At 56.1% G+C, this 25227-nt stretch carries 11 protein-coding genes; 9 read left to right on the top strand and 2 right to left on the bottom strand.

The features are described from left to right. Window positions 1–21: 21 nt before the first annotated feature. On the bottom strand, window positions 22–1383 hold the full coding sequence (locus GSQ91_RS23275; RefSeq protein WP_158824140.1) for a sugar porter family MFS transporter: 1362 nt from the start codon (window positions 1381–1383) through the stop codon (window positions 22–24). Between the two features lie 290 nt (window positions 1384–1673). Between GSQ91_RS23275 and GSQ91_RS23280 the strand changes: the two genes are divergently transcribed. The 9 genes from GSQ91_RS23280 to GSQ91_RS23320 all read left to right on the top strand — a co-directional run bounded on the left by GSQ91_RS23280 (window position 1674) and on the right by GSQ91_RS23320 (window position 22752). Continuing rightward, a complete protein-coding gene (locus GSQ91_RS23280) occupies window positions 1674–4277 on the top strand; it encodes a hypothetical protein (RefSeq protein WP_158824141.1) in 2604 nt (867 codons plus the stop codon). 89 nt (window positions 4278–4366) lie between these two features. Further along, complete coding sequence (locus GSQ91_RS23285; protein ID WP_158824142.1) at window positions 4367–5230, top strand: alpha/beta hydrolase; 864 nt, start codon at window positions 4367–4369, stop codon at window positions 5228–5230. A gap of 326 nt (window positions 5231–5556) precedes the next feature. Further along, complete coding sequence (locus GSQ91_RS23290) at window positions 5557–8688, top strand: TonB-dependent receptor (RefSeq protein WP_158824143.1); 3132 nt, start codon at window positions 5557–5559, stop codon at window positions 8686–8688. A gap of 56 nt (window positions 8689–8744) precedes the next feature. After that, the gene (locus tag GSQ91_RS23295; RefSeq protein ID WP_158824144.1) at window positions 8745–12218 is read left to right on the top strand and encodes a glycosyl hydrolase; all 3474 of its coding nucleotides are present in this window, start codon (window positions 8745–8747) and stop codon (window positions 12216–12218) included. A gap of 192 nt (window positions 12219–12410) precedes the next feature. Then, entirely contained in the window at window positions 12411–14624 is a 2214-nt protein-coding gene (locus GSQ91_RS23300) for a GH92 family glycosyl hydrolase (protein WP_158824145.1), read from the top strand. Window positions 14625–14659: 35 nt separating this feature from the next. Continuing rightward, entirely contained in the window at window positions 14660–15955 is a 1296-nt protein-coding gene (locus GSQ91_RS23305) for an SGNH/GDSL hydrolase family protein (protein ID WP_216845387.1), read from the top strand. Between the two features lie 326 nt (window positions 15956–16281). Beyond that, entirely contained in the window at window positions 16282–18711 is a 2430-nt protein-coding gene (locus GSQ91_RS23310; protein ID WP_158824146.1) for a TIM-barrel domain-containing protein, read from the top strand. A gap of 469 nt (window positions 18712–19180) precedes the next feature. Continuing rightward, entirely contained in the window at window positions 19181–21742 is a 2562-nt protein-coding gene (locus tag GSQ91_RS23315; protein WP_254064845.1) for a glycoside hydrolase family 2 protein, read from the top strand. 65 nt (window positions 21743–21807) lie between these two features. Next, window positions 21808–22752, top strand: a complete 945-nt coding sequence (locus GSQ91_RS23320; RefSeq protein WP_216845389.1) for an alpha/beta hydrolase — start codon at window positions 21808–21810, stop codon at window positions 22750–22752. Window positions 22753–22759: 7 nt separating this feature from the next. Here GSQ91_RS23320 and GSQ91_RS23325 read toward each other — a convergent pair whose 3' ends face one another. Continuing rightward, complete coding sequence (locus GSQ91_RS23325) at window positions 22760–25117, bottom strand: GH92 family glycosyl hydrolase (protein ID WP_371417141.1); 2358 nt, start codon at window positions 25115–25117, stop codon at window positions 22760–22762. Window positions 25118–25227: the final 110 nt, after the last annotated feature.

Consider the following 25227-nt stretch of genomic DNA (forward strand, 5'->3'; position numbering starts at 1 on the left):
TGTCTTCACTGTCTTTTGATCCTACATTTCGCCGCTTGCCTGGGGCTTGCGATGAAACAGATTCGTGACCTGCTCCAGGGTAAGCCCACGCGTTTCCGGCAGGAATAGCCAAACGACTATCAGTTGAATCGCCATCATGGAGGAGAAGGCTGCAAATGGAACCCATATGCCGCGAATCGCGAGAACCGGGAATGCGCCGGCGATTAGAGCATTCATGATCCAGTGCGTCGTAGTTCCCACACTCTGTCCACGAGCCCTGGTTGCGTTGGGAAATATCTCGCTGATGTAGACCCAGATGACAGCCCCTTGCGAGATATCGAAAAAGATCATGTAGGCGGCCAGCAGCCAGACGAGGGCACCTATGTGTTCTTTGCTGTAAAACGTCCAGGCGATGAGGCTGAGAGAAAGAGCTGTGCCGACGGACCCAATCAACAGCAGCGGCCGTCTTCCTACCCTGTCAATGATAGAGATCGCACCGATGGTGGCGACGAGGTTCATCACGCCGACCGTGACTGAGAGCGAGGAAGCGGAAAGCCGGCTGTACCCTGCGGCGGCGAAGAGATCGTTGAGGTAGTAGAGGATGGCATTGATGCCGGAAAGTTGGTTCAAGGCTCCTAAAGCAATGGCCAGCAGCAGCGGCCGAAGAAGAGCGCGGGTGAAGAGGGGTGTTCGATGCTGCTCCTGCTCTTCTGCGAAGCTCCTGCGGATGTCCGTAAGCTCGGTGTTTGCGGATGGAATCGCGAGCAGGTTGAGCGACTCGAGTGCTTCGGCGTCACGGCCACGGGTGACCAGCCAGCGAGGGCTCTCGGGAATACGAATAAGGAGCAGGAGCAGGACAGCCGCCGGAACGAAAGCCACGCCGAGCTGCCAGCGCCATAGTGCGAACGGAAGATGTGTTCTCTCGAGACAGTAATTGGAGAAATAGGCGAGAAGTACGCCAAGCACGATGTTGACCTGAAACATGCCAACCATGCGTCCTCGCCAGCGGGCCGGTGCGAGTTCGGCTACATACACCGGGCCGACAACCGATGAACCACCGATGCCGAGTCCGCCGATGAACCTGGAGAAGAGAAGCCATCCCCAGGAGGGGGACAGCGCACAGCCCAGAGCGGAAACAAGATAGAGTACAGCGAGCAAACGCAGAGAGAACCGGCCGCCGAACTGCTGAGCGAGTTTCCCTGCCAGAAGCGAGCCCAGCACCGTACCCCACAGCGCAATCGACACAGTAAATCCGAGAGCATGCTGGCTGAGATGGAATTGCTGCGTCAGCAGCGCGGTGCTGCCGGCGATGACCGCGGTATCGAAACCGAAAAGCAGGCCGGTCGCGGCTCCAGTCAGGGCGCCATGGAGAAGAGCTGGGGGAAACTTAGGGATGCTGCTCATCGCGTGGCTTCTCGATCCTCGCTTCCCGGCACAACGGATTTCCATTGTTTCAGCTTGTCCAAGGCACTCATGGTATCGGTACCGTTCGCATTTTCGCACGACTGGTCACTTGGCGGTCTGCTGCACGAGACATTTCTAACCTATCAGGCCGACGGCCTGCTATACAGCGACGGATAGGCCTTGACAGAGCACGATGTGCCACTTAGCGTATACCTGCATAAGATATGGTATCGATCCCACATCGCGGCCTCTTGCATCTATCAGGTTGGTTTGCCCTAGCTTTGTCCTGCATGATGCCACTTGATGCCCAAACTCCTATCGTTCGTCCGTCGGCGCCGTCCATTGAGACGGTGTATATCGTGCCCAGTTCACACTGGGACTTCAGCTTTATCAGAACACCCGAGGACGAGCAGGCGGCGATGAAGCCGCACCTCGATTCTGTGCTCGCGGCTTGCGCGCGGGACACTGGGTTTCGTTGGACGATCGAGAGCGTCTGGCAGCTGGAGGCGTGGCTGGAACGGACTCCAGACCAAGCCAAGGTGCGCGAGATGAAAGAGAGGATTGCGAGCGGGCAGATCGAGGTCTCGGCGAGCTGGGGCAGCATGCATACGGAGTTCCAGGGAACGGAGGAGCTCAATCGGCTGGACGATGAAGGCAAGCGCCTTGCAGGGGAGCTGGGACTGAACGGTGACATGGCGATGGAGAACGATGTGCCGGGCTTCTCGCTGAGACTGCCGCAGGTGCTCGCGCGCAGTGGGGTGCGGTATCTGGTGAACGGCTCGAACACGTTTGTTGGCGGTGGCACTTCTATCTCGCCGCGGGTGGCGCCGTTTTTCTGGGCATCTCCTGACGGCAGCCGTGTGCTGACGTGGACGACGCGCGGAGGAAATGGCGGGTATACCGAGGGATTGACCGACTACTATCTGGACCCTCAGGCGCTGGACCCGTACTCTCACACACCGTTCTATCCGAAGGAGTGGAAAGGGCTAAGCGACGACGAGATCATGGAACGCGGTGTGCGGAAGCTGTTGGCACATTACACGGACGCGGGGTATCAGGGGCGAACCATCGCCGTCCTGTTTATGCATGACGGCATTGGACCGGAGTATGAAGAGGAGCTGTTGCAGGATGTGCGTCGCTGGAATAGCCAAGGCCGCCTCCCTCATCTGCGCGTTGCCACTCCGCACGAGTACTTCCACTCCTTCACGGACCAGGAGCTTGCCGCAATCCCTACGTATACCGGCGACTGGAGCGGATTGTGGTCTGAATCCAAGACGAACTCGCCGGCGATGAGTGCAGACGCTCGATACATTCAGGAGGCCTTTCCGATTGCGGAAGAAGCCGCATCTTTAGCGAGATGGAATGGATCGTCGCAGGCCTATCCAGAAAACGCCCTGCACCAGACCTTGATCAACCTTATGCGCTATGACGAGCACAACGGCGCGGGAAATGGCGGCTGGCCGAAGGTTCTGACCGAGGCGGAGGTCAATCGTTCGAATCTGGAATATGCGACGTATGTACGGAGCGCGCGAACGAATGCAGAGCAGGTGCTGGATCAATTCTTGCCTGATCTTGTGACGACCAGGACTGATCGGACAAGTAAGCGTTACGTCACCGTTAGCAATTTGCGGAGCTGGCCGCAAACAGACCTCGTACATGTAGACGTTCCTCCCGGCAGTTTCACGGTACGCGATTCGGTTTCTAACGAGGTGGTGCCAACACAGCGTGAGCGTCCGGATGTGTTGTCGTTTCTGGCGAAGGACGTTCCCGCATTAGGCTACAAAACCTACACGCTCGAAAGGTCGAACTCTGACGGTGGAAAGACAACACTCGACAGCATGGGCCATGCTGAAAACGAGCGCTACGCGATCGATGTGAATGAGACAACCGGTACCATTCTGCGCATTCTGGACAAGAAGACCTCGCAAGATCTTTTCGCGGAGCATATCCCAGAGGTGACGCGTTCTGGCGGGAACGGAACTCCGACTACTATGGTGAAGATTGTTCATCAAAAGGGATCGGTAGAAGACAGTATCACGGTGCTGCGGTCAGATTCCTGGTGGCCAAAAACGGTCATCTCACTGCCGCGAGGTATGGACGAGATCCGTGTGGAAGAAGTGCTTGATCGTGCTCAGATGCCTGAAGTCGCGCATGGCGAAAATTCCGAGCGATATACCATTCGATTTCCTTTCACTGTAGGCAACGACGTTCAGAAGTGGATTGACGATGGCATAGGCTTCTATCCGATGCCGCAGAAGTCGCTCCCCGGCGCGCGGTTGGATGGGGTGGTTCCTCGTTTTGTGATCGCCCTGGCGCAGACCGGCACCAAGGTTTCGCAAACGCTGCTTTTTGCACAGCAGGAATCATTTTTTTTGACGAGTGCGAAGCAAAACGGCGATATCAAAGTGCTTGCTCTTATCAAAGGCGACACGGGGGAAACGAAAGATCATGGTGTCGTGACCTTCAAGACATTCGAGCCGGGCTACCCAACGCAGTATTCATTCCATTTTCGGATCTCAAACGAGCTCGGAGCCTTTGACCCAGTGGCCGCATATCAATTCGGACGTAGCGAGATTGTGCCGTTGCAGGCTCGACTTCTTCCTGCTCATACTGCACCAAAGACTATGTGGGGTAGCTATCTTTCTATCTCCGACCGCAATGTCGTGATGGATGATCTTCGTCTTCAGGATGCAGGTTGCACGAAATGCTATCTTCTTCGCCTACAGGAGATCGCGGGCAAAGAGACAACCACGTCCGTCTCGACCCCTGGCCGTGCTTTCACTGCTGTGCAGACGGATATTACCGGCACGAGCGCACAGCACCCCGTGGATCTCTCCAGAGTCCATCTGTCTCCGTATGAAACCTTGACGTTACAGGTGCGGGCAACGCAGTGACATCTATTCCAATCAATTTTCCGCCAAGTGCGGATCGTGCGTCGCGGGAGCTTCTGCGTAGCCTGCAGGGGCAGACACCCGTAGAAGAAATGCCGATCGGAGACGCTCGAGAGCAGATGTGTCAGGGGCAGGATACGATCTTCCAGAAATCATCGCTACTTCACGAGATACTGAGTGACGGAAGATGCCGGGTTGAGATTCTGAAGCCGAAAGACGCTGGCAACTCGCTCCCCATCATCTTCTTTCTGCACGGTGGTGGGTGGGTGATGGGCGGCTCGCAGACGCACGGATATCTTGTGACGGAACTGGTGAAGCGATCACAGTGTGCGCTCGCTTTCGTAGATTACCCTCTGGCGCCCGAAGTTCGCTATCCCCAGAACCTCGACGATGCGTTCTCTGCCGTGAGCGCAGTGCTCGCCGCGAGCTCTCGGTATGGCCTGGATGCAAAGCGAATCGCGTTTGCAGGTGACAGTGCTGGCGGAAACTTGGCCGCAGCCCTTGTCTTGCGCTTTAGAAACAGCTTTCTTCCTGTCCCCAGAGCACAGGTTCTGCTGTACCCGGCGCTTGATATCCGGGGGGAAAGCGCGAGTTACCGCGACTTTTCTACCGGCTTGAATTTGACACAGCCAACCATGCATTGGTTCTGGGATCAATACGCACCGGGCATGCGCGAGTCCACCGATCCGCTTTTGTCGCCCTTGCATGCCCCCAGGGAGCTGCTTGCAGGGCTGCCCCGAACCCTGATCGTTACGAGCGAGATCGATGTGCTGCGGGACGAGGGCGAACTGTTCGCAACCCTGCTGCGGCAGGCACACGTAGACACGTCGCTGGTTCGCTTTGGGGGCGTACTCCACGGTTTTATGGTGACCGAGGCTCTTGCAAAGAGCCCGTCCGGAGATCTCGCTATTCAACTTGTGGCGGATTTTTTACGGACGAGCCTAGCCTCCGGCTGAGGTTGAGCCAGGCAAATCGCCGAACGAACCAGCAGCCAGGCTATTCAGTATTTTGTGCAGTGGTGTGGAAGCGATACCACGTAATTTATCCAAGGACTCTTTTGGAAGCGGTATTATTTTCCGCGATCACTGACTCGATGGCTATCTAAGGATCTCTCCAGAACAGGTGTAAGGAAGGGGAATATCCCGAAAACCAGAGCGGTACATTCTTGTATTGACAATCATCCCGGCCTCAGCGTACTGTTCCGTCGTTATGGAATCGGTACCATATATAGCATTTGGAGGCGAGTATGTTCGAGGTGTTTCCCCTTGCACCATTGAGGCGTTTGAAGAACAAGATTGATAAGCAGCGCCTATGCGCCGTGACGCGCATCCTCACGGAGTTGGCGGCTTGCGCAACAGTCCTAATGGGCGCCCTCGCCTATGGGCAGCTCGACACCAGCACCATACGAGGCACGGTAACCGACTCTACTGGCGCCGTAATCCCAAAGGTGCATGTTGTCATCACCGATACCAAGACCAATCGGTCATTCACCACACGAACAGATTCCAAGGGTGATTTTTATGCACCTTCTTTAGCGGTGAGTGTCTATAACATTCGCTTCACCATGAGCGGTTTTCGTACGACAGATTTGAACGGCATTGTTCTGCACGCCGACGAGACGCTTGCCGAGAATGCTGCCCTGGTGATCGGGGCCACCACGGAGATGGTTGAGATCAGTGCGAACAGTGTTCAGGTGAACACGGATGATGCGGCGCTCGGGACCACAATCACAGCAGAGCAGGTTGCCAAACTGCCGCTGAACGGACGAGATTACACGGACCTGCTGGCGCTTGTTCCGGGCGCTATTCAGAACACTGGATCTATCAACAGCGATTCCCTTGGTGGATTTCCCAGCGGCCAATTTGGCGCCAACATGCTTGTGGATGGGACGGACGCCACGCGAGTGGACGGCAATGTTACCTTCTCGACCTTCGGGCGCGGGGACGCAAGGGTCACTCGCTCCAGTATCGACAATATTCAGGAATTAAAGGTGTTGTCTTCGGGATATTCCGCCGAATACGGACGAGCCGTCGGCGAAATCGTAAACGTGATCACCAAGTCAGGAAGTAATCAACTTCATGGCGAGGTATTTGACTTCTTCCGCAACGATGCACTCGATGCCAAGAACTACTTCTACAATGGTGTGCCCAATCCCTTGCGCCTCAATCAATTTGGCGGAAATCTGGGTGGGCGATTGTTGAAAGACAAGCTGTTTTTCTTTGGAAATTACGAGGGAGTGCGTCAACACGTCTCAACGCCCACAACTGGGCAGACGCTTGTCCTCAACGCAAAGATGCGGTCTATGGCGGTGCCTTCCATGGCACCCATCCTTGCCAAGATTCCTGTCGGAAATGGAGGGCCGGCTCCCACTGAAAACCATGTCATCTACAGCTATTGGTTTGATGTGTTGAACGGAGCGACCTACAACGACATCCGCGAGAACACTGCGGCGCTGAAGCTTGATTACATCCTTTCCCCGAAGAACAATTTTTCCGTGCGGTACAACTACAATGCCAGCGACACGTACGGCTTGTACGGACTCGCGATTGGGCAGACCGCTGATGCCCCGCAGCTGTCGCAACTCGGCAAGGCCACGTGGAACTATATTGGATCGGCTTCTTTCTTGAATGAGGCCGGATTTGCTATCAACAGTCCTCATTCTCACCAGACAGCGGGTGAGCCCGGGTTCCCCATATTTTCATGCTTCTTCTGCAATGTTGGTTATGGACTCGCTCCAAGTCCGCAGCTATTCGAATCGAAGGAGCCCTCCATCTCCTATGAGGCGCTGGATACTGCGACAAAGATCTTGAAGCGGAACCAACTCAAGTTTGGGTTCGATATTCGTTGGAATAATGTGGGCCGTGAACTGGATCAGCAGGACACACTTCTTTACAACGGTGGCCCAACCGTGGAAGCCGCTACCGACCTTCCATGCAATGGTCAGCCCCAGGGAACCAATGGCTGTGTCGACCCTTCAGGTGGACCCGAAGGCTTCCTGGCGAACAACGGCGTTGGCTGGACACGATTGGGATATCCCATGACGCATATAAAGAATGCGATGGAGTCCTATTTTGTAAATGACGACTGGAAGGTCAAATCTCGTCTATCGCTCAATCTTGGACTGCGATACGAACACAACACCGTTCTCCATGATGCCGAAGGCACTGTGCAGAACTTCGACATTGCAACGTTATCCCTGCTACCCGCAAGTACTCCCTTCTACAATGCGGAATGGGTCGACTTTGCCCCTCGCTTCGGATTTAACTGGGACGTTACAGGCAAGGGAATTACATCGTTGAAAGGTGGGTTCGGCCTCTTTTTCCTGCCCATCGCCGCCGGAAGTCCGCTGAATCTGGCGGCTAATACGGAAGAGAACTTTTCGATCAATCTGCTGCAGATCGAGCTCCTGGGATACAAATGCACCCCTCCTCTGACAGTGATTCAATACCCGTTGCCGCTCAATGCGCCTTCGTGCACACCGACAGCGCCCTTGAGTGTCACTGCCTTTGATCGTCACCAGAAGGACACCTACTCCGAACAGTGGAGTCTTTCTCTCGACCAGCAACTGGTGAAGAACACGGTCGTAACCTTTGCCTATAGAGGGAACAGAGGACTCCACGAATCCGGAGGCGCCAATTTGAATTTGGAGGACCCCCTCACCGGCCATAACCACATCAGTGATAACTTCGGCGGCATTAATTACGCCGGTCAGTTCGCGGAATCTGTCTCCAATGCCTTGAACGTTTCTGTGCGAACCAACAGTCATGGACTCAGCCTTCAGGCAAATTACAATTGGGCGCACGAATTTGACGATTTCATGGGACTGTTTGAGTCGTACCAGAACCCTTTGAACATTCGAGCCGACTATTCGCCGGGTGATATCGACATACGAAGTGCCTTCTCCGTGGGGCTGGTCTACAGTGTTCCGAAAATCCCCAAACTCCCATCGAGGCTTGGATCGGGGTGGCAGGTGAGTTCGATCGTGCAGGGACGCACTGGAACCCCTGTAAACTTTGGCTATTCTGCCAACAATCCTTTCGTAGGGTCTTTGCGGCCGGACTGTAACTTCGGCATAGCGCCGCGTGCGCTGGACTTCCATCTTCCCGGCCCGCAGTTCAATACCGCGGCCTTTTCTCCACCTGCCGGTAACTATGGGACCTGTCCGCGAAACTATGGAAGAGGACCAGGATTTCTTCAGCCGGATGTTTCCGTGTTGAAGACCACCAAGATCAACGCGCATATCAATTGGGAGTTCCGCGCGGAGATGTTCGATGTGGTGAATCATCCGAACTTTTCAAACCCTGGATCGACAACCAACGGCTTCGATTTTGGTACTAGCTTCGCTACCATCGGAAACCTCGTTGGTCTTGGGACATCGCGCCAAATTCAACTTTCGTCGAAGATCATCTTTTGATCACACCCTATCGAACAATGTTGTTCCTTCTGCGGAGACCATGGATGCCATCGAGTATGACCGCTTCTTCTTGTTCTGAGTCCGCTGTTCGCAAGCGATTTCCAGGCATCGTTTCGCTAGCGCTTATCGCTTGTCTGTGCAGCGCTGCGGCTACCCAGTTGCCGGCACAGCTGGCGGTGAGCGCCAAGACAACGAGTGACCCGCTTGAGGCAGGCTTTCTCAATCCTCCAGCGGCTGCGCATCCTCGCGTGTGGTGGCACTGGATGAACGGCAACATTACGAAGGAGGGGATAGCGCAGGATCTCGACTGGATGCATCGCGTCGGTATCGCGGGATTTCAGAACTTCGATGCCGGAGCGAACACGCCCCCTGTCGTGAAGCAAAGACTGATTTATATGCAACAAGGATGGCAGGATGCCTTCCGATTCGCTATCGAGAAGGGTGATTCCTATGGCTTTGAGATGGCCGTGGCAGGATCTCCTGGCTGGTCTGAAACTGGCGGCCCCTGGGTAAAGCCTGAACAGGCCATGAAAAAGGTGGTGTGGTCCACAACGACGATTGAAGGTGGCAAGCCATTCCACGGTGTGCTGAGCGCTCCGCCTCGTGAGACGGGTCCGTTCGGCAACCTTGCGCAGCAGGATCTTCTGGCGACTGGAAACGGTGAGCCACCGCCAGAGATTAAGGACTTCGGTACGGACACAGTGGTGCTTGCTCTGCGTGAGCCAGATGTGGAGCGGCCGATGGCAGCACTGAATCCAACGGTTACTACATCAAGCAGCACCGCGGTCGAAGATGCCGTCCGTCTATACGACGGTGATTTGAACAGCGTGGTCAAGTTCACTGCGGCGAAGCCGGGTGCGACTGCGTGGGTTCGGTATGAGTTTGTCAGGCCGGTCACGATTCAGTCCGTAACCTATGCCGCTGGAGGACCACGCGACCCACTTGCCATGTTTCGCAGTGAGTCCAACGACGGGCCCATACTGCAATCCAGTCAGGATGGAACCATCTTTATGGACGTGGTCCGCCTTCCGACCGCCGGCGCTGTGGAGCATACGATGGCCTTTGCTCCAGTCACGGCGCGCTACTTTCGACTGGCCTTTGCGGAAAAGGAACAAGCTTCCAACAGCAAGCTGCCGACTCACAGCATCGCCGAATTTCAGTTGCATACTGGGCCGCGCATTCAGAGGTTTGAAGAGAAGGCGGCATTCGCCACGTTGCAGGATCTCTATGCTTTCCCGACTCCTGAGGTGGCTGCCGGAGATGTAACGCGCAAGGCTGATGTGATCGATCTGACCGGCAAGATGTCGAAGGACGGCAGGCTTGACTGGACGCCTCCTGCAGGAACCTGGACTGTCTACCGCATGGGGTACTCGCTGACCGGGATTACAAATCATCCAGCGCCGCCAGAGGCCACGGGCCCCGAGGTCGATAAGTTGAATAAATCAGATGTGGAAGCCTACTTCAATCATTATCTGGATAACTACAAGCAGGCCACGGGCGGGAATATGGGTTCGGGAGGGCACGAGCTTGCTGTCTCCGGAAAGAAGAGTGGTCTACAGTTTGTTATCACTGACTCCTGGGAGGCTGGTACAGAGAACTGGACGAACGACTTCCTTGCTGAGTTCAAGCAGCGCCGGGGTTACGATGCGACACCCTGGCTGCCAACATTGGCAGGGCGTGTGATCGATTCGTCTGCCGATAGCGATCGTTTTCTCTGGGACTATCGCCGCACGCTTGAAGAGCTCCTCGCCGAGAACCATTACGCAGTGCTTGCCGATCTGCTTCATCAACGCGGCATGGGTCAGTATGGCGAATCGCATGAGTCGGGGCGAGCGACTATCGGGGACGGCATGGAGATGAAACGCTCGGACGACGTGCCTATGGCCGCGATGTGGACGCAGGTGCCTGGCGTGAACGCGGATAATCCATCCGCTAATGCGGATATCCGTGAGTCTGCTTCCGTCGCGCACGTTTATGGGCGTCCCTTTGTGGCAGCTGAGTCGATGACTGCATTCTCAGTGCCGTGGGGATGGTCGCCAGCGACGTTGAAACCGACTGCCGATAAAGAGCTTGCGATGGGCCTGAACCGGTTTGTGATTCACTCCTCGGTTCATCAGCCGCTTACAGGGCCGAACGGAGCCGATGCCGGTTCGCCGGCTCCAGGTCTAACGCTCGGCCCCTTCGGTCAATGGTTCAACCGGAACGAAAGCTGGGCAGAGCAGGCTCGCCCTTGGATCGACTATCTCGCCCGTAGCTCCTACATGCTGCAGCAGGGGCGCTTTGTTGCCGATATCGCCTACTATTACGGCGAGGACAGTAACATCACAGCCATCTTTGGCAGCCATAACCCGCCAGTGCCTTCGGGCTACAACTTCGACTATGTGAATGCCGATATCCTAGAGCATAAGCTGCGGGTTGATCATGGCGATCTGGTTACTGACAGCGGTATGCGCTATCGTGTGCTTGCTCTGGATGCGTATGCCGAGCATATGTCCCTGCCCGTGCTGCGGCGTATCAGCGAACTTGTTCATCAGGGTGCGACAGTTGTTGGCAAGAGACCCTCGCATGATCCTTCTCTTGCTGACAATCTTGCCGACTACCGGTCGCTTGTGGATGAGCTCTGGGGTGCTTCCTCTGAGTCTTCGCGCAAGGTGGGTAGGGGGCGCGTCCTGAGTGGACAGACGCTGGAAGTTGCGTTGAAGACTCTGGCTGTTGCTCCTGATACCACCTATACGAAGCCATCGGCGAATGCCGAGGTGCTCTTTGTGCACCACACTATGCCGGAAATGGATGTGTACTTCGTAGACAGCCGTTCAGATCAGTCGATTAATACGGAGGCCAGCTTCCGTGTCACCGGACGTGCCCCGGAGCTCTTTCATCCGGACACAGGCGCGATCACACCGGTGTCGTTCCAGATTGCCAACGGACGCACCACCGTTCCGCTCCACCTTGATCCATGGGAAACGGTGTTTGTTGTGTATCGTCATGCGACTGGAGAGACCGCGCACACTGTGCCACAGCCTACGGAGACGACGTTGAGCACCGTGAGTGGTTCCTGGGATGTGCACTTCGAAGAGCAGCGCGGCGAACCGGAGTCGATCCATCTGGAACGACTCGCCTCGTGGTCCGAGAATAGTGATCCTGGGGTGCGATATTTTTCCGGTCATGGCACGTATACAAAGCATGTGGACGCATCTGCTGATTGGTTTAGATCCGCTAGCCCCGTAATGCTGGATCTGGGGGACGTTGCTAACCTTGCGGAGGTCACGGTCAATGGCAAGTCACTCGGTATTGTGTGGAAGGCGCCGTATCGAGTAGACGTTACCTCGGCGATCAAGCCGGGCGACAATGTAATTACGATTAGGGTGGTTGACCTGTGGGTCAATCGACTGATTGGAGATGCGCAGCCGGGGACGACAAAGAAGATTACGTTTACGGTGAATAATCCCTATAAGGCTGACTCACCTCTGGTGCCCGCAGGTCTGATCGGGCCGGTGCGCTTCCTTCGTGAGGACGCGACTCGACAATGAGGAAGCGAGACTCGCTGTTGGACTTTGCAGTAACTCGTGTTTTTTCGTTCGGGGTTGTGTTCTTTTCTTGAAATGGTGGAGTGATGTAAGTGTTCTGTTTTCATGTGGATAATGGGTATTTCTGTCAGGGTGCCTGCGCAATATTAACGAGATAACCATGGAGCTTTTATGCGAGTAAACCGGCGACAATTCATGAAAAGTGGAGGAGCAGCGAGTCTGCTCGGAGCGGCTGTGCCGCTTTTTCCGAAGGATGCTGACGGCGCAGTGCGAGAGAGTGCAGATGAGCCCCGACCGCAGTCAGATGCGGGGACGGATCTTACCCGTCTGGTGAATGTTCTGCATGGAACTGATTCAACGATGGCATTCTCTCGCGGCAACACTTTGCCGATTGTTGCTTTGCCGTTTGGGATGGCGCACTGGACACTTCAGACGAGCCATGAGACTCCCTGGTTCTTCAATCCTCACGATGTCCGGATGGAAGGAATCCGTTGCACGCATCAGTTCAGTCCGTGGGTCGATGATTACGGGAATGCGACGTTTCTTCCGTTCCTTGGCTCTCCCAATCCTGATCCAGGGGCGCGTGCTTCCTCCTACCGGCCTGCCGAGCTGCATCTTTCACCGCAGTACATGAAGGTGCGTCTAACCCGGTATCGCTGCACCCTTGAACTGACGCCGACGGAGCGCTGCGCCATTCTCCGTGTCACCTTTGACGACTCCGGAGCGGCTGGTCTCTTTATCGATCTTTCGGTGCTGGAGTCGGAGATGACCAACTCTTCGGGTCGAACGGTGGAAGTCCTGACCCGTGCGAACAAGGGGGGCGTTCCAAAGAACTTCGCCACGTACTATCGTGTCGAGTCCGACGATGTGGACGTTGAAACGAAGGTTTCGGAGCTTCACGACCGGCGTGTGGTTGCTCTGCACTTCAAGGCTGAGGCGGGAGTCCCTCTGACCTTTCGGATCGGCACGTCGTTTCTCTCGTCGGAGCAAGCGTCGCGCAATATCCGCCTTGAACTTGCACGCCGCTCTTTTGACGAGGTTCGGGCAAGTTCGGGAGAGACGTGGGAAAGTTGGCTCGGTCGCGTTCGTATACAAGGCGCGACAGAGAGCCAGCAACGTACTTTCTATTCCTGTCTTTATCGGGCATTGCTCTTTCCGCGAATGTGGCACGAGCCGGATGAGACGGGCAAGATGATTCACTTCAGCCCTTATAACGGGACCGTCTCGAAGGGGGTGATGTATGCCGATCACGGGTACTGGGACGATTACAAGGCCTGGTATCCGATGATGACGTTGCTCTACCCAGAGCGTCTCGGGGAGATCCTGCAGGCCTGGGTGAATGCCTATCACGAGGGTGGGTGGTTCCCACAGTTTCCATGTCCGGGGTATCGCGCGTGCATGACAGGCAGTCTCATCGACTCCGTCTTCGGCGATGCCTTCGCGAAGGGCATCACAGGCTTCGATCGAGAGGCGGCGTATGCCGGACTGAAGAAGCATGCGACCCAGGTGGGAAACCCAGCCGCCGGGTATGGCCGACAGGGAATTGAAGAGTACCTCAAGCGGGGTTGGGTGCCGTCCGATGTTGTGGGTGATGGTGCCGTGGAGACACTGGACTCTGCCTATGGAGACTTCTGTATTGCGCAGGTCGCGCGCTCCCTGAGGAAGACGGAGGACGCCAATATGTTTGAGCAACGCTCGAAGGGATGGCGTGCGCTCTTCGATCATGACGCGCTCTTTACGCGCGGAAAGCTCTCCAACGGAAACTGGCTTGAACCGTTCGATCCCTATAGCTGGGGAGGCACATACGTTGAAGGTGCCGCCTGGCAGTACCGCTTCTCTCCACCACACGATACGGAGTTTCTGATCGAAGCTATGGGTGGTAAGGAGGCTTTCGTTAAACAGGTTGAGGGCATGCTTCTGCAGTCTCCCAAATTCAACGTTGGGTCCTACGGCCAGGAGATCCACGAGATGTCCGAGATGGCGGCGGTGGACTTCGGTCAGTACGCACACAGCAATCAGCCGGTTCATCATATTCTGTATCTCCTCAGCGTTGCAGGCCGCAGGGACCGAACGAAGTATTGGGTTCATCGTGTGCTCGGCGAACTCTACTCTCCCGATATCTTCCCCGGCGATGAGGACACTGGCTCCATGTCGGCCTGGTACATCCTTGGCTGCCTTGGGATCTTTTCTCCGTGTCCTGGACGAAGCGATTGGACGCTGGGCAGCCCTCTCTTTCCAAAGGCGAGCATCACCTTTCCCGACGGCAGGACGATCCAGATCGAATCTCGCAACTCATCCGCGACAGTTGGCGCAGTACACGGGGTGACTGTGAACGGTAAACCGCTGGAGGGTAACTTGCTCCCGCACGACACGTTCAAAAGAAACGCTCACCTTGTCTTCGAAGACTAGATTTACCTTTCACCAAACCTAAGGAGCAATGTTCCGTGATTCGAGCCACCCTTACCTCCGCCCTACTTCTGGTTGCGGCAGCCTTCCTCGTTGACACTTCGCACGCTCAGCAAAACGGCTTCTATCTGCACGACGGCGACCGCGTAGTCTTCTACGGTGACAGCATCACGGAACAGCGCAACTACAGCATGATCATCGAGACTTATGTTCTGACTCGATATCCCAATCTGCACGTGCTGTTCACCAACTCCGGATGGGGAGGGGACCGTGTCACCGGAGGCGGTGGCGGTGATATCGATCTTCGTCTCAAACGCGATGTGACCCCCTATCAGCCAACGGTAGTCACCATCATGCTGGGCATGAATGACGGAGGGTACAAGGCTGCTACCGAAGAATCAGAGAAACAGTTCTTCGACGGATTTCGTCACATCGTAACGACTCTTGGACAGGCAGACCCACAGGCCCGAATTACAGCCATCGAGCCCTCTCCCTACGACGACACCACGCGTCCTCCCGCCTTTCCCGTCATGGACGGAACAGGTTACAACCAGGTGCTCGTTGGCTATGGGAAATGGATCTCCACCTATGCCAAGGAGAACCACATAACAGTTGCCGATGCGAATACAGACTTTGTCCATGTGCTCGATAAGGCCAACGAAACAGATCCTGCCGTGGCAAAGGAGTTCCTGCCGGATCACATTCACCCGTCGTTTGGGGGGCACCTGCTCATTGCAGAGTCGATCCTCAAGGCCTGGCAGGCACGTTCGGTGGTAGCTGCTGTCAAGATTCAAGCGGGTGCCTCGCAACCAAAACTTGTACAGGCTGAGCACACGACTGTGCAGAATCTGACCGGAGGGAACAGCATAGGCTGGAGCGAGACAGATGATGCCCTTCCACTACCTTTCCTGCAATGGCAACAGATGTGGGGAGGCGGACCTACGATCGGACTGGCGATCGGGTCTTCTGATCTCACGGCAGCTCTCAATCAAGAGCCGCTTTGCATCACGGGCCTGAAGAGTGGCGTGTATGCTCTGCGCATCGACGGAACCAGCATCGGGACGTTTACGAGCGATCAATTCGCAAGCGGCATTAACCTTGCGCTGCTCAAGACGCCCATGAGCGAGCAGGCTATGAGTGTTTACCAGCTTACGACGCAACGTGGGGACCTTCACTACGACCGCTGGCGTCATATCCAGGTCCCGTTCGGAGATATCACAGAGGGAACAGAGGCTATGACCAAGCTCGATGCGGTCGGGACGCATGTGGAGGAGCAGCAGAGGAAGGCTGCGCTTCCTAAGGCGCATGTCTTTGAGGTTGCACTCATTCAATAGCGCATTTTCATGAATGGTGGGATGTGGCTCTTTTCGATCCGACCCATACGGTGTTATCTCGACCCTGTGTGTAGCCGAAGGGCCAGCGCTTTTGCCGCCATGGCGAGATACCTGTAGCTTGCTTGTATTGGCAGTATCGCCTGCGCGGGCAACCTGCAGGTCTCTCCACTTCGCATGATGAAAACCATCATGCTACGGTCGAGATGACAGTTTTGTGGTGGGGTATCCCTACATCACACATTTGTCGAGCTCAGGCATGCGCATTGGAGCGCGAGGGGCCTGGCCGGTCACAAGCAATCTCCTCCGCTGAAGGAGCGGTACAACTCGTGAAAGCTCGTAGCCAACAACGATCATCTGCATTCGACATGTTTTTCCGGCGAGAGTTCTGTCGTGTGACAGCGGTCCTGATCTCTCTCTGTATCGTCCCAGTGTTGCAGGCGGCCGATCTCCATGTGCAAAGGTCGCCGCGCGGTGTGACTGTGCAGCGCGGGGACGACGTGATCGCGGTTGAAGTTGTCGGGGCCAATCTTGCTCTAGTTCACCTGGAGCCAGGCGGGCAGACGACTCCTCGGACGCTTGTGATCGATCCTTCCCTCCAATTCAACGGGGCGTTGCCTGTGATTAAGCGAACTGGCAAAGATCGCTTTGTCCTATCGGGAAAAGGCATCGACGTAGATGTCGACGTGGAACACGAGGCGCGCATCACGGCCTGCGATCACGCCGGTCATTGCTTACATGTGGACGATTTATTCAGTGCCCTGAAGCGTTTGGAGCTGCTGATCGGACGAGATCAGGAAGAACCGTTGTACGGCATGCGAGGGCTGGAACTGGCCGATCACGGTGAGGGATTGACCCGTAAGCAAGGCGCGACGATTGCAGCCGGTGTCCAGGGAGATGGAGGCGCGCCGTTCTTCTTTACCCACCACTATGGCGTTCTTGTCGATTCCAGTGGAGGCGCTTTCGAAGTGTGCGATCATTGCGTTCGCTTCAAAGGCTCTTCGCGGCGCGATGTGGAGTTCTATGTTGCCTTCGGATCACCGACGACGGTCATGTCCACTCTCTTGAAGCTTACGGGCCTGCCGCCGATGCCCCCCAAATGGACGCTCGGATTTCTCAACAGCCAGTGGGGCACCACAGAGCCGGAGCTGCTCCAGATCGTTTCCAGCTATCGGCAGAAGCAGATCCCCCTGGACGCGTTCATCCTCGACTTCGACTGGAAGGCCTGGGGCGAGGACCACTACGGGGAATGGCGCTGGAATAGCACCTCAGGCGAGGGGAACGTGGCGCCCGATAAATTTCCGGACGGCGCTTCAGGTGTGTTGGGGGCTCGGTTGGCACAGCAGGGGGTAAAGCTTGCGGGCATTCTGAAACCGAGGATCCTGGTCTTGACCGCTGACTCAAGCGACAAAAAGACCGAGGCTTCTGCGTACGCGGATGCGCATCATCTTTGGTATCCGGATGAAGCTCCCCAAAAGGACTACGTGACAAACCGATGGGCGCGGAACCTCGACTTCAACCTTCCGGAGACGCGCACATGGATCTGGGAGCATCTGAAGCCGGCGTTTCTTGCGGGCATGGCAGGCTGGTGGAACGACGAAGCTGACCCAGCGCCGTCAACTCAGCTTAGTAACTTCCAGTTCATGAACATGGCTCGGATGCTCTATGACGGGCAGCGATCTGTTGCGGATCAGCGGGTCTGGTCGTTGAATCGAAACTACTACCTGGGCGCGAACCGCTATGGATACGCACTCTGGTCAGGGGACATCGACACAGGCTTTCCTTCCATGGCGTATCAGCGCCGCCGGATGCTTGCCGCCATGGACCTCGGCGCCAGTCACTGGAGCATGGATACCGGCGGGTTCCATGGCCATCCATCGCCGGAGAACTACGCGCGTTGGATGGAATTTGCCGCATGGGTTCCGATCGACCGCGTACACGGTGACTTCGGTGAGAAGCGGCAACCCTGGACCTACGGTCCTGTGGCTGAAGCAGCTGCCACCAAGGCGATTCGTACACGCTACGCTCTGCTTCCGTATCTCTATTCGTTGGAACGCATCGACCATTTGACCGGAGTCGGTATCGTGCGACCGATGTTCTGGGTCTTTCCTGACGACAGCGATGCAGCAGGTCTCGACACCGAGTGGATGTTTGGCGATGCGTTGCTGGTCTCACCCATCGTGGCCCCCGGCGCTACCAGTCAACACGTCTATCTGCCGGAAGGCGTTTGGTACGACTTCAGCAGCGGACGACGGTTTGACGGGAAGCGTTGGTATGACCTTCCGGTTGACTCCAAGACATGGAGCGACGTACCCGTCTTCGTACGCGCCGGCTCTATCCTCGCCTCACAGGACCCGCAACAGTTCGTTGGGCAGCAACCCGTATCCAAGGTGATGCTGGATGTATTCCCGAATGATCGCCTCTCCGAATTCTCTTACTATGACGACGACGGTGTGAGCTATCGATACGAGACCGGAGAATACTTCGAGCAGAAGATCTCTGCCCGGCAGTCGGGTCCACGCATCGAACTGCATATTGCGAAGTCGACAGGATCGCTCCAGCCGGCCCTCAAGCAATACATCGTGCGGGTCCATGTACGGGCAACAACTGTTCTGCTGCATGGTCGTCCGATTTCAACGTTGAGTGAAGGCGGAGCGAGCGGGGACGCGATCTCATGGAGTGAAGGCAAGGACAAGTACGGGGATGTTACGGAGATTCACGTGCCTGCGGGCAAGCAGCTTGATCTTTCCTTGCGGTAGATTTGCGGCTGATGCCAGACAAAGTAATATTCGTGTCTCCTCCGGCTTCTTTGAAAGTACAAGCAGCCGTGAAATGCAGGGGTTTCTAGACGCAAAGCGCGCCATAAACATTTGCATCACGCTCTGCATCAAGGGGTTTCTCCGCTCCCGTTGGTCGGTCGAAATGACACGTTTAGGGGTGGGTTTGTAAGGACAACTGTGTACTTGTCGTCACGCATTCCGCGAGAAGATCCCGGCAGTGGCTCGTTCGGATGCAATGCTGAGAGTTCATTCTCTTGTCAGGCTGTGTTCTGCAAGCTAATATGGTACCGGTTCCATAAGGTTTGGGTGAATCGCAATGAAGGCATGTACTCCGGCGCTCAAAGTTAATCTTCAATTGGACTCTTCTCCAATCCAGCCGACTCACTGCAGATGTACGCACAACAGGCACGTCACGTTTCGGCCAAAGGCATGGTGCAAGTCTCTTGCAGTGCTGGCTGCGTTCGCGTGCCTCTCCTTCCAGGGAACAGCGCAGACTTTGCCGGGTGGTCGGCAGGTAGTTGCACTGGATCAGCACTGGGAGTTCCAGCAGCGTGGCTCCGGTACGGGGCAATGGCTTCCGACTCAGGTTCCCGGAGATGTCCATCTCGACCTTCTGCGAAACAAGCTCATTCCCGATCCTTACTACCGCGATAACGAGACCAAGTTGCAGTGGATCGAGGAAGCAAACTGGACCTACCGGACCAGGATCGACGTCGATGCAGCGATGTTGCGGCATGCCCATCAGGACCTTGTCTTCGAGGGCCTCGATACTACCGCTCACGTATTTCTGAATGACCATCCGGTGCTGAACGCCGACAACATGTTCCGCTCCTGGCGTATTCCGGTCAAAGCCTATCTTCATCCAGGTGCTAATGAGATTCGCGTGGAGTTTGACGCACCTGGCAAGGCCGCTCAGGCGCTCGTAGACGAGGACAAGACGAACGCGGAGACCGGGATTCCGGCGAAAGCCTATCTGCGCAAGGCTGCCTATGAGTATGGGTGGGACTGGGGACCGCGTTTCGTAACGAATGGGATCACGCAGCCAGCCTATCTCGAAGGCTGGGATGAGGTTCGCATCAGCGACCTGCATATTAGCCAGCCGGATATCTCTCAACAGGTGGCGCATGTTGTCGCGCAGGTAACTGTAGATTCGAGCGTGGCAGGACCTGCGACGCTCAAACTGAATTACGGCATTGGAGACTCTCGCAATGAGATCTCAAGCCATGTCGAGATGCATGAGGGGGTGAACACCCTCTCGATCCCCGTGGATATTGCCCATCCTGCGTTGTGGTATCCGGCCGGCTATGGCGAGCAACCGCTCTATAAGTTTCACGCTACCGTGAGCATCGACAGTAAAGTCCAGGACGAGAAGGACGCGCGAACGGGCTTGCGTTCCATACAGCTTCGCCGGGAGCGTGACCAGTGGGGACGTTCTTTCGGCTTCGTGGTCAATGGCATTCCTGTATTCGCGAAGGGAGCTGCTGTTATTCCATTCGACAGCTTTCCGAATCGTGTTACGCCGGACGTCTATCGCGGAATTCTTAAGTCCGCAAAAGACGCCAATATGAACATGGTGAGGCTGTGGGGTGGAGGGTATTACGAATCGGAGACCTTCTACAATCTCTGCGATGAGCTTGGCCTGATGGTATGGCAGGACTTCATGTTTGCCAGCAGTTGGTATCCCGGCTCGTACGATTGGAAGCAGAACGTACGTTTAGAAGCCGAGTACCAGGTGACGCGACTGCGCAATCATCCCAGCATCACACTCTGGTCTGGGAATAACGAGGATGAATCTGTACTCTATGCCTTCCTCGGGAAGCAATCCGCCGAGGGAAAGCTGCAGATCTGGAAGGATTACCTCCCTGTATTCAGTGGCCTCATGCCGGAGGTGATTCAGCGCGAAGATGCTGAGGTGCCGTACTGGCCCAGTTCTCCCAGTGCGGACTATGAGGCAACTACCGACGCGTTCCAGTCGGGTGATGCCCACGACTGGAGCATCTGGCATGGGAGGGAACCCTTCAAAAACTATGAGAATCACTTCTATCGATTTTTCTCCGAGTACGGGTTCCAGTCCTTCCCTGAACTGAAGACGGTAGAGTCGTTCACCACTCCGGAGGATAGAGCAAGCATCTTCACCCCTGTCATGTTGGCGCATCAGAAAAACAATGAAGGTAACTCGATCATTCATGACTACCTTCTGCGCGACTACGCGGAGCCGAAGGACTTTGCGTCGTTCCTCTATGTAAGCCAGGTGCTGCAGGCGGAGGGCGTCAAAGTTGGCGCTGAACATATGCGCCGCAGCCGTCCTCGAGTGATGGGCTCGCTGTTCTGGCAGCTCAACGATTGCTGGCCGGTTGCCTCGTGGTCCAGCATCGATTACTACGGACGATGGAAGGCGCTGCAGTACTATGCGCGGCGGTTCTACAGTCCGCTGCTGGTTTCGCCAGTTGTGCAGGATAGCAACATCCATATCTATGCTGTATCCGATAAGACAGCGCCCACCGCTGCGTCGCTGCGGCTGCGCCTGATGACCATGGACGGGAAGGTCGTAAAGGAAGAGACGAAACAGATTACACTGCCCGCGCTTTCCAGCCAACAGTATGAGCAATGGCCGCTCCAGACCGCACTCGCTGGCGGCCAGGATCTCTCCAAGCTGTTTCTCTCAGCCGATCTGATGGTCGACGGTTCGACCGTTTCCCGCAACCTCCTCTACCTCGCACCAACCAAGCAGGTGCAGTTGCAACCGGCAATTATCGCTCGAGAGCTTACGAAGGTAGACGGCAGCTATCACCTGAAACTTAAGTCTCCCGTGCTGGCGCGCGATATCTATGTCACTCTTGGTGACCTCGACGCAAAGCTATCCGACAACTACATCGATCTGCTGCCGGGAGAGCCGGCTGAACTTACCATCACCACCAGCGCCGACCAGGAGACGCTTGAGAGAAATCTGAAGATCACGTCTCTGGTCGACGCCTTCTCCTCGCAACCAACGCAGGCTGCCCAGCGATGAGTTTCTTGCGTGAGAACTTCCGCTGCTGATAGTGCAGCGTGTCCTATCCAATCATCGAGGTGCTTATGCAACGTGTTCCATCGCGAATGCAGGTCTTCTTATTAGCCGTTCTGGTCATCGTGTTTCTATCCACAACCTGCCGAGCGAAGGGGCAAACATCGAACAAGCCGGGGGACTGGGCCGAGTTAGCCTCTTTTCACTACGGCATCAATGCGGACATTACCTATGGTGTCTTCAACAACACGCCGGTGCATCTGGACGTTTGGGAGAATCACGCGGCGAAGGGACCTGTGCCAACGCTTGTCTACATTCATGGAGGAGGCTGGGTCTTTGGAGCCAAAGGAGGAGCGCCTAACCTCTTTCTTCCGTATGTCGCACGAGGATGGAACATCGTCAATGTGGAGTATCGGATGGCACCCAGTGGCACGGCTCCTGCAGCCGTGCAGGACAGCCGATGCGCGCTGCGTTGGGTCTATAACAATGCAGCAACGTACCACTTCGATCTGAATCGCATTGTGCTGACCGGGCACTCGGCTGGTGGGCATCTCGCGCTGATCACTGGCATGCTGCCCGCAGACACGGATCTTGACTCTGCCTGCCCGGTCGAATCAACCTCACCACCCTTGAAGGTCGCCGCCATCGTGAACTGGTACGGCATCACGGACGTGGATGATCTACTCGGTGGCCCTGACCGCAAGACCTACGCCATCGAGTGGGTGGGCGGAGCCAACAATCACGAGATCGCCAAAGAGGTTTCACCCCTGACCTACGTCCGTTCTGGTCTGCCACCCATCATCAGCATCCATGGCGATCAAGATTCTACCGTGCCCTACTCGCAGGCTGTACGGCTGCAACAGGCGCTCGATCATGCAGGCGTCAAAAATAAGCTGGTCACTATTCCCGGAGGTAGTCACGGCGGTTACTCAGACGAGCAGACTCTGCGCGCCTTCCATGAGATATGGGACTTTCTCGATGGCGTACTTCCGGGTGGCTCCTCTGTGGCGAGATGAGGTCCTATCAGACACGACGTGTCTCGAATAGATCCGGTGGAAGCGCCTCTTTCGATGTTCCTCTATGCAGATTGGGCTGCGGGCCCATCTGGAACTCGAGCACACCTCCTGCGACGATTTCATGATGCCGAATCCACGAGCGTTCCAGTGGCTTGCCATTCAGCGTTACAGATTGGACGAACATGTTTTCCGGCGAGTTTTTACGGCCAATGACCGTGAACGATTTGTTGCCGTACCAAGAGGGATCGAGCGCGATCGTCAGCCGTTCGAAGAGCGGGGCTCCTAAGACATACACATCCGTGCCAGGGCAGACGGGGTAGAAGCCGAGCGCGCTCATCACGTACCAGGCTGACATCTGTCCGACGTCGTCGTTGCCGCAGATTCCATTGACGCCAGCACCATAGGCCTTGTCCAGGATCCGTCGCACCCATTTCTGTGTGAGCCAGGGTTTGCCGACATAGCTGAATAAGTAAGCGATGTGATGCACGGGCTCGTTCGAGTGGTTGTAGTAGGGGTTCCATCCAAACGATGGAGGCGTCTTCTCGAAGAAGTCTTCGAGGCTTGAGGCGAACGCATTCTCACCCATCAGCGCGATTAGTCCGTAGACATCGTGAGGCACGAACCATGATTGCTGGAGAGGATTGCTCTCCGTGCATCCTTGTCCAAAGGCGGTTGCGCCTTCCCATGGAATCCAGTCGCCACTCTTCGCGCGTCCTCGCATGCTCTTGTGAGAGGGATCGAAGATCTTAGCGTAGTTTTTCGACCGCGCCTTATAGTCTGCCGCATCCTGCGTCTTGCCGAGATGATCCGCCAAAGCCCCCACACACCAGTCGAAGTAGGCGTTGTCGAGAGTCCATGAGACCTGATCGGGTACATAGCCGCGCTCCAGGTAAAACGCGTTCTCCGGACGATTCGTTTTGTCTCCGGTTCCGCTGGCCGTTTGGGTGCAGGCGGCGTATGCCTTGGTCACATCGAACTTACGGATGCCTTTGGTGTAGGCATCGGCGATTACCGCGATGGCAGGATCGCCGTCCATGCAACCGCTGTAGGCGTTCATAATCTCCCAACGCTCCAGATATCCTCTGCCGCTCAGGTTGGCGATTTCAACGAGAGAGTTGATCGTATCGTTCACGAGAGACGGGTTGAGAATCGTCATGAGAGGGCAGTAGGTTCGGAAGACGTCCCATCCGCTGAAGATGGTGCGGTAGTGAAAATCTTTCTCCTGCCGGATGGTGCCATCAGCGGCAATATATCGTCCGTCGCAGTCTGCGATCTTCCGCGGATCGATCATGCAGTGATAGAGGGCGGTTGCGAAGATCTTGCGCTGTTCGATCGTGGCGCCGCTCACTTCGAGTCTGCTTGTCTCGGTAATCCATTGATCGCGCGCCTTCTTGCGCGCCACATCAAAATTCCAGTGGGGGAGCTCTTCGCTGAGATTCCGGCGCGCCCCGTCAAGGTCTACAAACGAGATTCCCGACTTGACGAGGATCTGTTCTCCTTGCGTGGTTCGAAATTCCGCGTAGAAGCCGAGGTACCCGGCGTGTGCTTCCTGCTTGTCCGGCGTCACGGTGGCGTTCCGTGCGTGCTCGTAAAATTCGTTTGTCTGGAAGTAGTCCACCAGGGGCGACTTTTGCTGGAGTTCGCCTGGAGGTATATCGATCGTCCACACTCCTGATGCGGCAAACGGCTTCGAGAACTCCATGCGGAAGTAGCACGTGTAGTTGACGTGACCAGCTCCGTTCCCCCAGCCTCCGCCCTGTTCAGGGCAATGCATCCAGCCTTCGATTGTGTGGTCGTTGACTGCCCGTACAAACTGCTCGGTCGAGGTCCCACCGATTCGTCGAGCCAGATCGATTTGAATGCGCACCTGGTCGGATTGCGGATAGGTGAAGCGCAACATGCCCGCATGCGGTGCTGCTGTAAGCTCGACGTGGATGTTGTAGTCGGAGAGGATGACCGCGTAGTATCCGCACTCTGCCACCTCGCTCGCATGATCAAACTTCGACCGCCAGCCCTCACCTGGATGATCGAGCCGGCCACTCGCCGGCTTGAATGCGCCGGTCATGGGCATGGTCAAGAGATTGCCGAAGTCGCCGTACCAGCCAACGCCGCTCATACGCGTGTAGCTGAAGCCTTCTATTGTTTTGTTTTCGTAGGAGTAGCCAGGGGCGTTGTCTCCGCCAGTCACTGTGTCCGGGCCAAGCTGCACGATGCCAAAGGGCGTTGTGGGGCCTGGAAACGTCTTGCCTTCTCCAAGGTCACGGCTGGTGCTTGCGCCAATCAACGGAGAGATAAAGTCAGCGTTGACGTAGGTGGGCGTTATGGCCCTGGCAAGGTAAGGAGTAGCGGCGCCAACTATTGCGATTCGACCGAAGTCGCGTCAGGTAACGTTCATTGAAGCAGGTCCTTACAGGCAAATCGTGGTATCGATACCATACGCTCTCAACAATCAGATGCGCAAGGGGAATGCTCCAG

Origin of the sequence: Granulicella sp. S156, from assembly GCF_009766105.1 — a bacterium.
Classification (GTDB): domain Bacteria; phylum Acidobacteriota; class Terriglobia; order Terriglobales; family Acidobacteriaceae; genus Granulicella.

What these genes read in the sequence shown, in the direction of transcription:
- GSQ91_RS23275 (WP_158824140.1), bottom strand. Translation starts at nt 1,383, where the DNA reads ATGAGCAGCATCCCTAAGTTTCCCCCAGCTCTTCTCCATGGCGCCCTG.
- GSQ91_RS23300 (WP_158824145.1), top strand. Translation starts at nt 12,411, where the DNA reads ATGAAAAGTGGAGGAGCAGCGAGTCTGCTCGGAGCGGCTGTGCCGCTT.
- GSQ91_RS23320 (WP_216845389.1), top strand. Translation starts at nt 21,808, where the DNA reads ATGCAACGTGTTCCATCGCGAATGCAGGTCTTCTTATTAGCCGTTCTG.
- GSQ91_RS23295 (WP_158824144.1), top strand. Translation starts at nt 8,745, where the DNA reads ATGACCGCTTCTTCTTGTTCTGAGTCCGCTGTTCGCAAGCGATTTCCA.
- GSQ91_RS23285 (WP_158824142.1), top strand. Translation starts at nt 4,367, where the DNA reads ATGCCGATCGGAGACGCTCGAGAGCAGATGTGTCAGGGGCAGGATACG.
- GSQ91_RS23280 (WP_158824141.1), top strand. Translation starts at nt 1,674, where the DNA reads ATGATGCCACTTGATGCCCAAACTCCTATCGTTCGTCCGTCGGCGCCG.